At 69.7% G+C, this 15070-nt stretch carries 12 protein-coding genes; 10 read left to right on the top strand and 2 right to left on the bottom strand.

The features are described from left to right. Positions 1–214 precede the first annotated feature (214 nt). On the bottom strand, positions 215–1921 hold the full coding sequence (locus H5411_RS19375; protein ID WP_246369076.1) for a serine/threonine-protein kinase: 1707 nt from the start codon (positions 1919–1921) through the stop codon (positions 215–217). A 268-nt stretch (positions 1922–2189) separates the two neighbouring features. Here H5411_RS19375 and H5411_RS19370 point away from each other — a divergent pair, with 268 nt between their 5' ends. The 5 genes from H5411_RS19370 (at position 2190) to H5411_RS19350 (ending at position 9194) form a co-directional block, all read left to right on the top strand. Continuing rightward, on the top strand, positions 2190–4055 hold the full coding sequence (locus H5411_RS19370) for a methylmalonyl-CoA mutase family protein (RefSeq protein WP_183124556.1): 1866 nt from the start codon (positions 2190–2192) through the stop codon (positions 4053–4055). Continuing rightward, on the top strand, positions 4052–6220 hold the full coding sequence (gene scpA, locus H5411_RS19365; protein ID WP_183124555.1) for a methylmalonyl-CoA mutase: 2169 nt from the start codon (positions 4052–4054) through the stop codon (positions 6218–6220). Before H5411_RS19370 ends, scpA begins: the two co-directional genes overlap by 4 nt. A gap of 3 nt (positions 6221–6223) precedes the next feature. Next, on the top strand, positions 6224–7213 hold the full coding sequence (meaB, locus tag H5411_RS19360; RefSeq protein WP_101435859.1) for a methylmalonyl Co-A mutase-associated GTPase MeaB: 990 nt from the start codon (positions 6224–6226) through the stop codon (positions 7211–7213). A 189-nt stretch (positions 7214–7402) separates the two neighbouring features. Continuing rightward, a complete protein-coding gene (locus tag H5411_RS19355) occupies positions 7403–7717 on the top strand; it encodes a hypothetical protein (RefSeq protein ID WP_101435858.1) in 315 nt (104 codons plus the stop codon). 190 nt (positions 7718–7907) lie between these two features. After that, positions 7908–9194: an amidohydrolase gene (locus tag H5411_RS19350; RefSeq protein ID WP_183124554.1), complete on the top strand. Its 1287-nt coding sequence runs from the start codon at positions 7908–7910 to the stop codon at positions 9192–9194. Positions 9195–9818: 624 nt separating this feature from the next. Here the strand turns inward: H5411_RS19350 and H5411_RS19345 are convergent. After that, positions 9819–10271 (bottom strand): gamma-glutamylcyclotransferase, encoded by a 453-nt coding sequence (locus H5411_RS19345; RefSeq protein ID WP_183124553.1) that lies wholly within the window; start codon positions 10269–10271, stop codon positions 9819–9821. A 132-nt stretch (positions 10272–10403) separates the two neighbouring features. Here H5411_RS19345 and H5411_RS19340 point away from each other — a divergent pair, with 132 nt between their 5' ends. The 5 genes from H5411_RS19340 (at position 10404) to H5411_RS19320 (ending at position 14700) form a co-directional block, all read left to right on the top strand. Further along, positions 10404–11807 carry an NAD(P)H-quinone dehydrogenase gene (locus tag H5411_RS19340; RefSeq protein ID WP_183124552.1) on the top strand — a complete coding sequence of 468 codons (1404 nt, stop codon included), beginning with the start codon at positions 10404–10406 and terminating at the stop codon, positions 11805–11807. A gap of 78 nt (positions 11808–11885) precedes the next feature. Further along, entirely contained in the window at positions 11886–12338 is a 453-nt protein-coding gene (locus tag H5411_RS19335; RefSeq protein ID WP_183124551.1) for a hypothetical protein, read from the top strand. Between the two features lie 197 nt (positions 12339–12535). Next, on the top strand, positions 12536–13177 hold the full coding sequence (locus tag H5411_RS19330; protein ID WP_183124550.1) for a hypothetical protein: 642 nt from the start codon (positions 12536–12538) through the stop codon (positions 13175–13177). Between the two features lie 58 nt (positions 13178–13235). Beyond that, positions 13236–13820 carry a class F sortase gene (locus H5411_RS19325; protein WP_183124549.1) on the top strand — a complete coding sequence of 195 codons (585 nt, stop codon included), beginning with the start codon at positions 13236–13238 and terminating at the stop codon, positions 13818–13820. An 82-nt stretch (positions 13821–13902) separates the two neighbouring features. Beyond that, on the top strand, positions 13903–14700 hold the full coding sequence (locus H5411_RS19320) for a VOC family protein (protein ID WP_183124548.1): 798 nt from the start codon (positions 13903–13905) through the stop codon (positions 14698–14700). The last annotated feature ends 370 nt before the right edge of the window (positions 14701–15070 follow it).

Below are 15070 nucleotides of genomic sequence, written 5' to 3'. Positions count from 1 at the left end.
TGTCGCGGGCGGCTCGTCGCCTGGGGGCGACATTGCATGTGGGTGGTGCGTGGGGCACCCCGAAGCCGGATTGTGCTGACGGTTCGGGGGTGCTTGTCAAGGCGGGAAAGATGCCTTGACAAGCACCCCCGAACCGCAGAGGAGGCTTCGTATCGGGGTGCGGGGGTGGTGTGGGTGCCTCGATTGTTGGGTGCGTTGGTGCCTGTTTTTGTGGTTAGGAGGATGTTGGGAAGGACAGTGTCGGCGCGATTTGGCTGAAGGTGGCGGAGCCGCTGTCTTCTTGTTCTGTGGGTACTGTCAGGGACAGTAGCCAGGCGGCGTTGCCGGATTGTTTGATTAGCGCGAAGGTCGCGCGGGTGATTACGGCGTCCGGTTTTTCGGAGTGGGCTTGTGCTCGTTCGGCCGCGCGGTAGGTGAGTTCGGTGCCGTTGGGGGTTTGGTGTGCTGGTTGCGCGATGGTGAACGAGTCTTGCGACGATGAAAGGCGCAGGGCTTCTACGGCGTCTTGCTGGGAATACTTTTCGAAGAAGTTCGGGATTCGTTCCAGGCGCAGGGATTGGCGGCCGTCCGGGGAAACGTATTGGACGACCGTCGAGGTGCCGAAGACTGATTTCCGCGATGCGATGAAGCGTTGCCAGCCTTCGGGCACGGACACGGTGTATTCGCTGTCGCGCGAGACGTTCGCCGTTGCGCTTGCGTTGCCGTGCTGGGGGACCAGCTTCAGGGGCTTCGACGAGCTGTCCACCGTGCCCAGGGTGGCCAGCGTTCCGGTCTCCGGGCTTTGCGGCGGCAGCAAGTTCTGGCCGCTCACCAGGCGGGCCAATGCGAAACCGCCGCCGCAGGCCAGGGCGAACAGGACCACCGAGGCGACTGCCAGCATCGCCGTGGCCTTGGTGCTTCGGCGTGGGGGTGGCGGCGGCAGCGGGGCGGGCAGCGGTGGCGGAGCCGGCAATGGAGGCGCGGGGGTGAACGCGGCGGCGGAGCCGGTGTTCGAGGAGCGCAGGAACGGGAGCGGGCCTGGATCCGCTGCCAGTGCGGCGGGTTGATTCGCCGAGTCCGGTTTCGGGGCGACCGTTTTGATTACCTGGGTGTCGGTGGCGTCCAGGTGCGCGGCGGTCTTCTTGCCGTCTGGGGTGCGGAACAGTTCGGGGCCGAACAGGTCAAGGGCGGCCTTGTTCTGCATCGGGTACAGCCGGTGCCGCACCTCGCGCAGGGAGATCCGCTTTTCCGGTTCCTTCTTCATCAGCGCGGTGATGACGTCGGCAAGGGGACCCGGCTTCGGGCGCGGCACCTTGCCGTTGACGACCTTGCCGACGGTTTCCAGCGGGTCGCCGTCCGCGTCGTACGGGGGTGCGCCTTCGACGGCGGCGAACAGCGTCGCGCCGAGGCCCCACAGGTCGGCGTTGGGGGTGACCGCGCCGCCGGAAGCGACTTCCGGCGAGATGTAGGCGGGCGAACCGAGCATGATTCCGGTTCGCGTCATGGTGGCCTCGGAGACGTTGCGGGCGATGCCGAAGTCGGTGAGCTTGATCCGGCCGTCGCTGGCCACCAGGACGTTGCCCGGCTTTACGTCACGGTGCGTGATGCCTGCGTCGTGGGCGGCTTCGAGGGCGGCGGCGACTGCGATGCCGACTGCCGCGGCCTGTTCGACAGTCAGCGGGCCGTGGTCGCGCAGCAGGTGCGCGAGGCTGCGCGACGGCAGCAGCTCCATCACCACGAACGGTGCATCGTTCTCGCGCGCGACGTCGTGCAGCGTGATGACGTTCGGATGGGACAGCACCGCGATCGCCCGTGCCTCACGCAGCGTGCGCTCGCGCAGTTCGTCCGCCTGTTCCGCCGGGATGCCCGGCGGCACCTTCATCTCCTTGACCGCGACCGGGCGGTGCAGGAACTCGTCGTAAGCCGACCAGACCGTGCCCATCGACCCGGACCCCAGAATCGACCGCAGCCGGTACCTCCCGGCGACTACCCGCGGCTGGTCGCCGCCGGTCGACGGCTCGGCGTTCGCGGAGCCGGTGCTGTCGGTGTTGCCGGGCTGGTCCAGGTCGCTGTTCTCCGAGGGCACCCCATGATTGTGGCCCACCCCGCCGTCAGTCTTCGACTCAGCACCGCTACCCCTGAGTTCACCCGTACGGGGGGCGAGCAGAGTCACAGGTGCGGGTGGTGGCCTGCCTCTACCATCACTGGGTATGACGAACGTGGCTGGTCCGGAGTCGGCGCCGCACTCCGAGCCCGGGCTCGCGCTCGCGGCGGAGTTCCCGACCGCGGACCGTGCCCAGTGGCAGGAGCTGGTGGCGGGAGTGCTGCGCAAGAGCGGCAGGCTCCCCGAGGATTTCGCGGGTGCGCCGGAGAGCAAGCTCGTCTCGCGCACCTACGACGGCATCGAGATCCAGCCGCTGTACACCGCTGAGGACGCGCGCGGCGACCTCGGCTTCCCCGGGCTGCCGCCGTTCGTGCGCGGCACCCGGCCGGAGGGGGTCGTCGACACCGGATGGGACATCCGGGTCCGCCACCAGCGCGAAGACGCCCGCGCGGCGAACGCGGCGATCCTCGCTGACCTCGAAGGCGGCGCGTCTTCGGTGTGGCTGCGGCTCGGCGAGGGTTCGCTCCCGATCTCCGCGCTCGCCGACGCGCTGAACGAGGTGTACGTCGGTCTCGCGCCGATCGTCCTCGACGCCGGTGCGGAGTACGAAACCGCTGCTCAGGCCCTTCTCGACCTCTTCGCCGAGCGTGAGGTCCCGGCCAGCGAAGCCGTCGGCACGCTCGGCGCGGACCCGCTCGGCACCTCGGCGCGCACCGGGCAGGCGCTGCCGCTCGGTCCGGCCGCCGAATTGGCCGTGAAGGTTGCCTCCAAGTACCCCAAGGTCCGCACGATCGTCGCCGACGGACTGCCGTTTCACGAGGCAGGCGGGTCCGACGCCCAGGAACTCGGGGCGACGATCGCGGCCGGCGTCGCTTATCTGCGTGCGCTCACCGAGGCGGGGCTGGACGTCGCCGCTGCGGCCGCGCAGATCGAATTCCGGTTCGCCGCGACCGCGGACCAGTTCCTCACCATCGCCAAGTTCCGCGCCGCGCGCCGGCTGTGGGACCGGGTCCTCGAAGTCTCCGGCGCGGCCGCCGAAGCGCGCGGGATGCACCAGCACGCGGTCACGTCGCCGTCGATGTTCACTCAGCGCGACCCGTGGGTGAACATGCTGCGCACCACCGTCGCCTGTTTCGCGGCCGGGGTCGGCGGAGCGGACGCGGTCACCGTGCTGCCGTTCGACGCGGCGATCGGCCTGCCGGACGCGTTTTCCTCGCGAATCGCCCGCAACACCAATGCGATCCTCATCGAAGAGTCGAAGCTGGGCAGCGTGATCGACCCGGCGGGCGGCTCCTGGTACGTCGAGAAGCTCACCGACGACCTCGCCGAAGCCGCGTGGCGCGAGTTCACCGCGATCGAGGCGGCAGGCGGCATCGAGGCCGAGCTGGCGTCCGGCGCGCTGGCCGGACGGCTCGCGCAGACCTGGGAGAAGCGCGCGAACCGGCTCGCCACCCGGCGCGACCCGCTCACCGGCGTCAGCGAGTTCCCGAACCTGGACGAAAAGCCGGTCGCCCGCGATCCGCTTCCGTCCACTGTGGACGGCGGCCTGCCGCGGCACCGGTACGCCGAGGAGTACGAGAAGCTGCGCGACGCGTCCGACGCTTACCTTGCTGAGCACGGCGAGCGGCCGAAGGTTTTCCTGGCCACGCTGGGGCCGGTCGCCGCGCACACCGGCCGCGCGTCCTTCGCGACGAACCTGTTGCAGGCGGGCGGCATCGAGGCGGTGAACCCGGGCGCGACCGACGACCTGCCCGGCGCGTTCCGCGAGAGCGGCGCGAAGATCGCGTGCGTCTGCGGCACCGACGCGGCGTACGAGGAACAGGCCGCGTCCGTCGCGGCGTCGCTCGGCGCGGACAGCGTGCTGCTGGCGGGCAAGGGAACCTACGACGGAATCAGCGGCAACCTCTACGCCGGGTGCGACGCGCTCGAAGTCCTGACCAGCCTCCACGCACAGCTGGGAGTCTCCGCATGAGCATCCCGAATTTCGCCGACATCCCGCTCGGCACGCCGGAACCGGGCGACCGGGCCGCGTGGGCGCAGGCCGTGCAGGACGCCACCGGCAAGGGGCCGGACGCGCTGGCCTGGGAAACCCCCGAGGGCATCGGCGTGAAGCCGGTCTACACCGCGGCCGATCTGTCCGATGTGGACTTCCTGAACACGTACCCGGGCATCGCGCCGTACCTGCGCGGGCCGTATCCGACGATGTACGTCAACCAGCCCTGGACGATCCGCCAGTACGCCGGGTTCTCCACCGCGCAGGAGTCGAACGCCTTCTACCGCCGCAACCTCGCGGCCGGGCAGAAGGGCCTGTCGGTCGCGTTCGACCTCGCGACGCACCGCGGCTACGACTCCGACCACCCGCGCGTGTCCGGCGACGTCGGCATGGCCGGGGTGGCGATCGACTCGATCTACGACATGCGCCAGCTGTTCGACGGCATCCCGCTGGACAAGATGTCCGTCTCGATGACGATGAACGGCGCGGTGCTGCCGGTGCTCGCGCTGTACGTGGTCGCGGCCGAGGAACAGGGGGTGAAGCCGGAGCAGCTCGCGGGGACCATCCAGAACGACATCCTCAAGGAGTTCATGGTCCGCAACACCTACATCTACCCGCCGCAGCCGTCGATGCGGATCATCTCCGACATCTTCGCCTACACCTCGCAGCACATGCCGAAGTACAACTCGATCTCGATCTCCGGCTACCACATGCAGGAGGCCGGAGCGACCGCTGACCTGGAGCTGGCGTACACGCTCGCGGACGGCGTCGAGTACATCCGCGCGGGCGTCGAGGCCGGGCTGGACGTCGACAAGTTCGCTCCGCGGCTGTCGTTCTTCTGGGCCATCGGCATGAACTTCTTCATGGAAGTCGCGAAGCTGCGCGCCGCACGGCTGCTGTGGGCGAAGCTCGTGAAGCAGTTCGACCCGAAGTCGCAGAAGTCGCTGTCGCTGCGTACGCACTCCCAGACGTCCGGCTGGTCGCTCACCGCGCAGGACGTCTTCAACAACGTGACGCGTACGTGCGTCGAGGCGATGGCTGCCACCCAGGGGCACACACAGTCGTTGCACACCAACGCTCTCGACGAAGCGCTCGCGCTGCCCACTGACTTCTCCGCGCGGATCGCGCGCAACACCCAGCTGTTGCTGCAGCAGGAATCCGGCACCACGCGCGTCATCGACCCGTGGGGCGGCAGCGCGTTCGTCGAGAAGCTCACCTACGACCTCGCGCGCAAGGCGTGGGCCCACATCACCGAAGTCGAAGGCGCGGGCGGCATGGCGCGCGCGATCGACGAAGGCATCCCGAAGCTGCGCATCGAAGAGGCAGCCGCGCGTACGCAGGCGCGCATCGACTCGGGACGACAGCCGGTCATCGGTGTGAACAAGTACCAGGTCACCGACGACCAGCAGATCGACGTGCTGAAGGTCGACAACGCTGGCGTACGCGCACAGCAGCTCGAAAAGCTGCGCCGACTGCGCGAAGAACGCGACTCGCAGGCCACCGAGGACGCGTTGCGCCGCCTCACCGAAGGCGCGCAGAACAACGGCAACCTGCTCGAGCTGGCCATCAACGCCGCGCGCGCGAAGGCCACCGTCGGCGAGATCTCCGACGCCCTGGAGAAGATCTGGGGCCGCCACTCCGGCCAGATCCGCACGATCTCCGGCGTGTACCGGGAAGAGGTGGGGAAGTCGGACAACGTCGAGAAGGCTCGCGAGCTGGTCGAGAAATTCGCTGAAGAGGAAGGCCGCCGGCCGCGCATCCTCGTCGCGAAGATGGGCCAGGACGGCCACGACCGCGGCCAGAAGGTAATCGCCACCGGCTTCGCCGACCTCGGCTTCGACGTCGACGTCGGCCCGCTGTTCTCCACTCCGGCCGAGGTCGCCCGCCAGGCGTCCGAGGCGGACGTGCACGTGATCGGCGTGTCCTCGCTGGCCGCCGGGCACCTGTCGCTGGTGCCCGCGCTCCGCCAGGAACTGGCCGAACTGGGCCGTGAGGACATCATGGTCGTCGTCGGCGGCGTGATCCCGCCGCAGGACTACCCGGAGCTGCGCGAAGCGGGAGCGGCGGCGATCTTCGGCCCGGGCACGGTGCTCGCGGACGCCGCGATCGACCTGCTCGAGCAGCTGGCCGCGCAGGAGTCCTGAACCTTGCCGCGGCGGATCGACGTCGGCGACTACGCCAAGGGCGTGCTCGCGGGCGACCGGGGGACCCTGTCCAAGGCCATCACGCTGGTCGAATCGCACCGCGAGGACCACCGGCGGCAAGCACAGGAACTGCTCGTCGAGCTGCTCCCGCACGCGGGCGGGGCGAAACGCGTCGGCATCACCGGCGTGCCCGGAGTCGGCAAGTCGACATTTATCGACCAGCTCGGCACCGACCTCACCTCGGCCGGGCATCGGGTCGCCGTGCTCGCCGTCGATCCGTCCTCGACCCGCACCGGCGGTTCGATCCTCGGCGACAAGACCCGCATGGCGCGGCTGGCGGTCGACCCGAAGGCGTTCATCCGGCCCTCGCCGACGTCCGGCACGCTCGGCGGCGTCGCCCGCGCGACCCGCGAGACGATCGTGCTGATGGAGGCGGCCGGCTTCGACGTCGTGCTGGTGGAGACAGTCGGGGTCGGACAGTCCGAAGTGACCGTGGCGAACATGGTCGACTGCTTCCTCTTCCTGACCCTGGCGCGCACCGGCGACCAGTTGCAGGGCATCAAGAAGGGCGTGCTGGAACTCGCCGACGTCATCGCCGTGAACAAGGCCGACGGCCCGCACGAACGCGACGCCAAACGCGCCGCGCGCGAGCTGCAGGGCGCGCTGCGGATGATCTACGGCAAGGACGCGCTCTGGACGCCGCCGGTTCTCACGTGCAGCGGGCTCGAGGGCAGCGGCCTCGACGAGGTGTGGGCGGCGATCGGAAAGCACCGCGAGGTGCTCACCGAATCGGGTGATCTTGCCGAGCGGCGCAAGAAGCAGCAGGTCGACTGGACGTGGTCGATGGTCCGCGAGCAGCTGCTCGACCGGCTCACCGCGCATCCGGCCGTTCGCGCGCAGGTAGCCGACGTGGAACGAGCGGTGCGCGACGGAGAACTCACCGCCACGCTGGCCGCGGAGCGGATCTTGGCCGCGTTCGCCGAACCGTCGTGAATCCCGCTTCTTGAACGTCGTCCAAGAAGAGAAAACGCTGTGCGCACAAGTGTCTCGTGCCCGTATCCAGGGCTGGTTGCGCCCGGCGGTCGTCAGCACGAGGCGAGCGGACCCGGTCCCACCGCGTGGCGGCTGACGGGCCCGCGCCTCGGCGGGCACAATGCACGGGGACCGCGTAGAAGGGAAGTCATGGCGAAGGTGCGGGGACTGCTGCTGGCCGGTCTGCTCGGCGTGCTGCTCACCGGGGTGCTGCCGGTGGCGGCGTCCGCGGCGACCTCGGGTCCGGCCGCGGCCGCCGTGGCTTCCGAGACGGTGATCACGCAGGTGAACACGGTCCGCCAGGCGCCTCCGGGACCGGTGCTGGACCCGTCGCAGACCGACAAGGCCAACGCGGCGAAGACGAAGAAGAACCTCATCGCAGGCGGTGCCGCGGTCGTGCTGCTCGCCATCGTGTTCTTCGGCCGCCGCCACCGCATCAAGCGCCGCAAGGCCCAAGGCGGCTGAGCTTTCCGGCGTTCACCCACGCCGAACTTCGTCAGCCGTTCGCCGCAGATCCGCTACCGGCCGTCTTGGTCGAAGCGCACGGTACCGCCGCTTGCCACCTGCATGGTGCACGATCGACCGCAATGCGTAAGACAGATCGATCGGCACGTTGCGTGTTCCCCTGCGCTCGTGTTGCGGGAGGAGGTGCGGCGTGACGGTGCTCGATTCACGGCCGGACGTTCCAGGTGACCACAACCCGATCGCGGCGCCCGGCGCGCTGCTGACCGAAGCCGGCGTCAGCATGGCTCCGGTGGAAGACCTTGGCGCGGGCCGCGGCCCGTTCTGGCTGGACGACTGGCTGCGCGCGAACGCGACGGACGTGCTCGCGTGGCGGCGGCACATCCATGCCCACCCCGAGCTGTCGCGCAACGAGTTCGAGACGACCGAGCTGATCGTCTCGCTTCTGCGCCGGGTCGGGCTGAAGCCGTGGGTGCTGCCCGGCGGCACCGGCGTGGTGTGCGACATCGGCAAGGGTGAGCGCTGCGTCGCGCTGCGCGCGGACATCGACGCGCTGCCGCTGACCGAGGACACCGGCCTGCCCTACAGCTCCACCACCGACGGCGCGGCGCACATGTGCGGCCACGACGCGCACACCGCGATCCTGCTCGGCGCCGGCCGCGCGCTCGCCGGCGCGCCCGAGCTGCCCGGCCGCGTGCGGCTGATCTTCCAGCCCGCCGAGGAGGTCATGCCCGGCGGCGCGCTGGACATGATCGCCGCGGGAGCGCTGGAGGGCGTCGAGCGGATCTACGGCCTGCACTGCGACCCGCGGCTCGAAGCGGGCAAGGTCGGCACCCGGGTCGGCGCGCTGACGTCCGCCGCCGACCTGATCGAACTGCGCCTCACCTCGCCCGGCGGCCACACCTCGCGGCCGCATCTCACCGCTGACCTGGTGTACGCGCTGGGCACGGTCATCACGTCGCTGCCGTCGGTGCTGTCCCGGCGCGTCGACCCGCGGTCCGGCACGGTGCTGGTGTGGGGCGCGGTGCACGCCGGACAGGCCGCGAACGCGGTCCCGCAGGACGGCGTGCTGCGCGGCACGCTGCGGACCGCCGACCACGAGGTGTGGAAGGCGCTGGAGCCGCTCGTCGCGTCGTCGGTGGAATCGCTGCTGGCCCCGACCGGCGTCGGCTTCTCGCTCGACTACCGCCGCGGCGTGCCGCCCGTCGTTTCCGACGCGGAGTCGACCGCGCTGATGCGCGCCGGCGTCGAGGCCGCGGTCGGCGAAGCGGGGCTCGCCGGGACGGAACAGTCGTCCGGCGGCGAGGACTTCGGCTGGTACCTGGAGCATGTCAGCGGGGCCTTCGCCCGGCTCGGCGTGTGGTCCGGTCCGCCCGCTCCGCAGGCCGACATCCACCGCCCGACGTTCGTCCTCGACGAGCGCGCGCTGCTCGTCGGAGTGCGCACTTTGGTGCACACCGCGCTGGCCTCGCTGGCCTGAGTTATCCACAGGCATCACGCCGATGTGGATAACTCAGGCGGGGGAGAGGCACCCCTCGTGCGGGGGTGTCAGCGGGGAGTTACGCGCTGTGGTCTAGACCGCCGGTGCCTCCGCTGCGGCGCGCTTACCGAGAGTCATTTCGGACTTTTGTGCTGCCCGAGTGTGGCGGTTGGCCGTTGGCTCCCCGGGGTGGATTTCGTGTTGTCCGGCAACGGCTTTGGCGGAATTCGGAGCTGTCGGGATGGCCCCGCCGACCGTATTTCTGCCGTCATCTTTGGTGACGCGCTGCGATTTTTCCTGCGCTCCGCGGTGGTGGATGCCCGTGTGGGTGAGCCTCTGCAGTGTGGTATTGGGCGGCTGTCCGGCGGAGTTGTGGATCATCGGGTCACGCGGAGTTATCCACAGGGAGGTCCCGCTGGGGACAACTTCGAGCCCCGCTGGGGACGGTCCAGGCAGGCTGTGGATGACTCGGAAAACGAACGTTCTCAGCCGCCGTCGCGCGGTCGAACCGGCACTCGCGCGGCGGGGTGGTTCGCCCCTCGAACAGCTGAACGTCCGCGAGGGGGAACGGTGGGGATCACCGTCCGTGAAGGTTGCCCGCACGGACGGTCAAGACCGCAACCGTCAGCCGCTGATCCCGGTGCACGGCCGGGTGCGCAGGTCGTCCACGTAATCGGCCGGGGCCCCGGCCGCCTCCGCGGCGTCCGCCAGCACCCCGAGATACCGCGCTGAGGGCAGCCCGCCCTCGTACGCGTCCAGGACGTACAGCCAGGCCAGCACCGACCCGTCCATCGTCTGGACCCGCAGCCGGATCTTCGTGTGCATCCCCAGCTCGCCGCCTTCCCAGCGGTCGAGGCGTTCCTCGTCGAGCGCGGTCACGTCGTACAGGACCACGAACACCCGCGACGACGGGTCTTCGACGATGGTGGCCAGCGCGCCTTCCCACCCGATGTCCTCGCCGCCGAAGGTCAGCCGCCAGCCTTCCAGCCAGCCGGTGCCCGCCATGGGCGAGTGCGGGGCGCGCTCCAGCATCTGGGCGGGCTCCATGTTGGATCCGTAAGCGGCATACAACGGCACGCGGCACAGCCTAGCGACCCATCCCCGCCGCGTTCGGATGCACATGCCGTGTCCGGGCACTTCGCTTGCCGGTCAGGTTCGCCGCGTAGGGTCAGGACCACCGCCAAGCACGTGTGACATAGGAGGACCCAGGTGACCAGGATCGTGATCATGGGTGGCGGCCCGGCGGGCTACGAAGCCGCCTTGGTCGCGGCGCAGCACGGCGCCGACGTGACGATCGTCGAGCGGGACGGCCTCGGCGGCGCCTGTGTCCTCTACGACTGCGTGCCCTCGAAGACGTTCATCGCCTCGTCCGGCGCGCTGGCGAAGATGCATGACCTCGGCGAGCTCGGCATCAACACCGATCTCGCGGACACCACCGTCGACCTGCCGACTGTCCACGGACGGGTGAAAGGCCTCGCGCTCGCGCAGTCGGCCGACATCCGCGCCCGCGTGCAGCGCGAGGGCGTTCGCGTGGTCACCGCCGAAGCCCGGTTCGCCGACGACGAGCCCGGTCTGGCCACCCACACGGTGGAGGTCAAGCACTCCGACGGGACGGTGGAACTCCTGTCCGCCGACGTCGTGCTGATCGCCACCGGGGCCACCCCGCGCGTGCTGCCCGGCGCGGTGCCCGACGGCGAGCGGATCCTGGACTGGCGCCAGCTGTACGACCTCACTGAGCTGCCCGAGCACCTCGCGGTGATCGGATCGGGCGTCACCGGTGCCGAGTTCGCCTCCGCGTACACCGAGATGGGCGTGAAGGTCACCGTCGTGTCGAGCCGCGACCGCGTGCTGCCGCACGAGGACGCCGACGCCGCCGCGGTGCTCGAAGAGGTCTTCACCCAGCGCGGCACCACAGTGGCCAAGCAGGCCCGCGCGGAACGCGTCGAGCGCACCGAAAAGGGCGTCGAAGTTCACCTGGCCGACGGTCGCGTGATCGAGGCAAGCCACGCGTTGATGACCGTCGGGTCCATCCCGAACACCGCCGACATCGGCCTCGACCGCGTCGGCATCGAGCCCGGCCCCGGCGGCTTCATCGCGGTGGACCGGGTGTCGCGCACGAGCGTCCCCGGCGTCTACGCGGCGGGCGACTGCACCGGCGTGCTGATGCTCGCGTCCGTGGCCAGCATGCAGGGCCGCATCGCGATGTGGCACGCGCTGGGCGAGGGCGTCGCGCCGATCAAGCTCAAGACCGTCGCGGCGAACGTGTTCACCCATCCGGAAATCGCGACCGTCGGCATCAGCCAGCAGGCGATCGACTCCGGCGAGGTTCCGGCGCGCACGATCATGCTGCCGCTGGCCACCAACGCGCGCGCGAAGATGGAAGGCCTGCGCCGCGGTTTCGTGAAGCTGTTCTGCCGTCCCGCCACCGGCGTGGTGGTCGGCGGCGTGGTGGTCGCGCCGTCGGCGAGCGAGCTGATCCTGCCGATCGCGCTGGCCGTGCAGAACCAGCTGACGGTGGACCACCTGGCGCTGACCTTCTCGGTGTACCCGTCGCTGTCCGGATCGATCACCGAAGCGGGCCGTCAGCTCATGCGGCACGACGATCTGGACTGATTTTCCGCTTCCGGGCAACCCCGTGTCGCACGCCGCGTCTTGCGGGGTGAAGACGGGTGGCACGGGGAAGGACTGAGGGTGCGCAAGAGCGCGATTTTCGCGGTGGCGGCGGCGATCGGAATGGCCGGGACAGCGGTGGCGGCGGTGGCGGCGGACGGTCCGGCACCCGATCCGGTGACCGTGCAGCTGAACCAGGACACCGCAGTGCTGCACGGCCAGGTGAACGTCTACCAACGTGGCTCGGACCCGAACATGGCGCTCGCTTACTGCCCCGGGGCCAAGGCGGGCACGGCGACGTTCACCTCGCCGGCGCTGAAGTTCTCCGGCTACGCCTACGGCGAGATGATCGGGGTGAAGGCCACGATGAGCGCGCAGGCGCGCCTGGTGCCCGGCACCCAGCCCGGCAGTTATCCGCTCACCGTCACGTGCGACGGGAAGCAGTACAACGCGACGTTCACCGTGCCCGCCGCGCAGGTGTCGCGGGTACCCCAGGGCGCGGCGAAAGCGGGCGACGGAAGCCTCGCCGGCTAATCGTCCAGGCTTGCCGAAAACCGCCGGAAATTGTTTCCGGCGGTTTTTTCGTTCCCAGGCAACCCCGCGGCGGGCGGAGACGTCTTGGTTGTTGTCGGAGCGAAACGCCCGGGCCGCAGGGGGAACTGCCGGCCGGGCGGGGATTAGCCGCTGCCAGTGCGCGGCGGGAATCGCATTTTCATCCAAAGGGGAGTGTCATGAAGCGTACCGTTGTTTTCTCCGCCCTCGTCGCCGCCGGAATGCTTTCGGCCGCGCCCGCTTTCGCGGCTGAAGCGCCCACCACGCCGCCCGCGACGAGTACTGCCGCGCCGTCTCCGAGTACGGAACAACCGCCGGACGGCAACGCTGGCGTGCCCAAGGCGTTCATCCGGGTGCTGCCGTCCTCCGGCCGCGCCGGGGACCGCGTCACGGTGCGCGTCGGCTGCGAGGCCTCGGAAATCAAGAACCTGAATTCGGCGGCGTTGCAGTTCGGAAAGCTGCACCCGGTCGGCGCGCAGAACGACCCGTCGAAGGCTCCGGTCTCGCAGGGCACCGCGACCGTCCGCGCCGGGGTGAAGCCGGGTTCGTACAAGGTCTCGTTCTCCTGCGGAAGTGCCGACCTCGCCACGAAGTTCACCGTCCTGGGCGCGAAGCCTGCCCCTAAGCCGACGCCCGCGCCCGCGCCTGCGCCCAAGCAGGTCAGCAAGGTCCCGTCCGGTGCGCCGCAGACCGGCGGCACGGACGGTCCGGTCACGGACGACCAGGCGAACCTCGGCCTGCCGATCGCGGCCGGCGCGATGGGCGTCCTCGCGCTCGGCGGCACCGGGCTCGTGGCGGCGCGTCGCCGCCGGCGTGGCTGACTAGTCTGCTGGGCCTGGCTGCTTCACCGCGGCCAGGCTCAGGCGGATCGGGGGACAGATGATCAGGAAGACACTCGCCGCGACGTCCGTCGCGCTCGCCGCGCTGCTGGCCGGATGCTCGGTCGGCTCGACGACCGCGGCACCCGCCTCCAGCGTTCCGTCCGCTTCGTCGGCGGCGATGCCGAAATCGGAGCCGGTTTCACTGGACATCCCGAGCATCGACGCGCATTCCAGCCTGGTGCCGCTCGGCCTCAATCCCGACAATTCGGTGCAGGTTCCGCCGGTCAGCACACCGTTGCAGGCCGGGTGGTACGAGAACGGCCCCACCCCGGGCGAGGTCGGCCCCGCGGTCGTGCTCGGACACGTGGACGGGAACAAGCAAAAAGGCATCTTCTACCGGCTCAAGGAAATGAAGCCGGGAGACGACGTCGACATCGCCCGCCGCGACGGCACCACCGCGCACTTCCAGGTGACCAAAGTGGACCAGGTGCCCAAGGACGTCTTCCCGACCGACGCGGTCTACGGGGACACTTCGGACCCGGAGCTGCGCCTGATCACCTGCGGCGGCGCGTTCGACCGGGCCGAGCACAGCTACGTGGACAACATCATCGTGTACGCCCACCTGGTGAATCGCGCGCGCTGAAACCGCGTTGAACAAGACGCTCCCGTTTTTGTCGGTGCCCGGTGCGACACTGTGGCGGTTGGCACAATTCTGGGAGGCGCACATGATCACCAGGACCGAACCGTGGCCCGCGGGCACACCGTGCTGGGGCGACTTGATGGTGCCGGACCGCGACAAGGCGGTCGCGTTCTACGAGTCGCTGCTCGGCTGGACAGTCGAATCCGGCGGCCCGGAGACCGGGTATTACGGAATGGCGCAGATAGCCGGAAAACCGGTTGCGGGCATCGGCCAGATCCCGCCGGAGCAGGCAGGCATGCCGCCGATGTGGACGACGTACCTGTCCGTGTCCGATGTAGACAAAACGGCGGCCGCGATCGTCGAGGCGGGCGGCCAGGTCATCGCGCCGCCGATGGACGTCCTGACCGAGGGCCGGATGGCCATCGCGACCGACCCGACCGGGGCGACGTTCGGCCTGTGGCAGCCAGGTCGGCACTCCGGCACGCAGGCCACGCTGACGCCGGGAGCGCCCGCGTGGAACGAATGCATGACCCGGGATTTCGCCGCGGCCAAGCAGTTCTACGCGGATGTGTTCGGATACGGCTTCGGGGATATGTCCGCGCCAGGTTTCACGTACGCGACGCTGGACATCGACGGCCGGCCAGTCGGCGGCCTCGGCGAGCTGTCCGCGGACAGCCCCGCACAGCCCGGGTGGGTGACCTACTTCTGGACGTCGGACGCGGACGAGTCGGCAGCCCGCATCCCGCAACTAGGCGGCACGGTCGTGAGCCCGCCGGCCGACACGCCCTACGGCCGGATGGTGGCCGCGGTGGACGACCAGGGAGCGGGGTTCTCGTTGATGGCGCCCAACGACCAGTCCGGGACCCAGGAAGGGTGGGGGTGAGGTTAGGGGGAGCGGCTGAGTTCGCCCGGTCGGGAACGGCTGGGGCGAGGCGGTTGAGCGGGGAGGCGGTTGAGCGGCGAGGTGCTGGGCCTTGCCGCGCCGCCGTGTTCTCGGACCGAGCTGAGCCAACGTGGTACCGCGTTACTGAGCTGAGCAGGCGGGTCTTGATCGGGCCAGCGGTGTCGGGCCGAGTGTTGCCAGGTGCGGCGCTGGACTGAGTTGCGCTTGGTGGCGTTGCGGTGCCGAGTTTGATCGGCCAGTCGTCGCTCGAGCCTGCGGTGCTGGGCCGGGTGGTGCCGAGCGCAGTGCTGGGTTGAGCTGGGCTTGGCCGTACAGCGGTGCGCAGTCGGGTAACCAGCTGCCTCTCGGG

The sequence above is a fragment of the Amycolatopsis echigonensis genome (genome assembly GCF_014174495.1).
Classification (GTDB): Bacteria; Actinomycetota; Actinomycetes; order Mycobacteriales; family Pseudonocardiaceae; genus Amycolatopsis; species Amycolatopsis echigonensis.
This window is presented reverse-complemented; position numbering and strand designations above follow the sequence as displayed.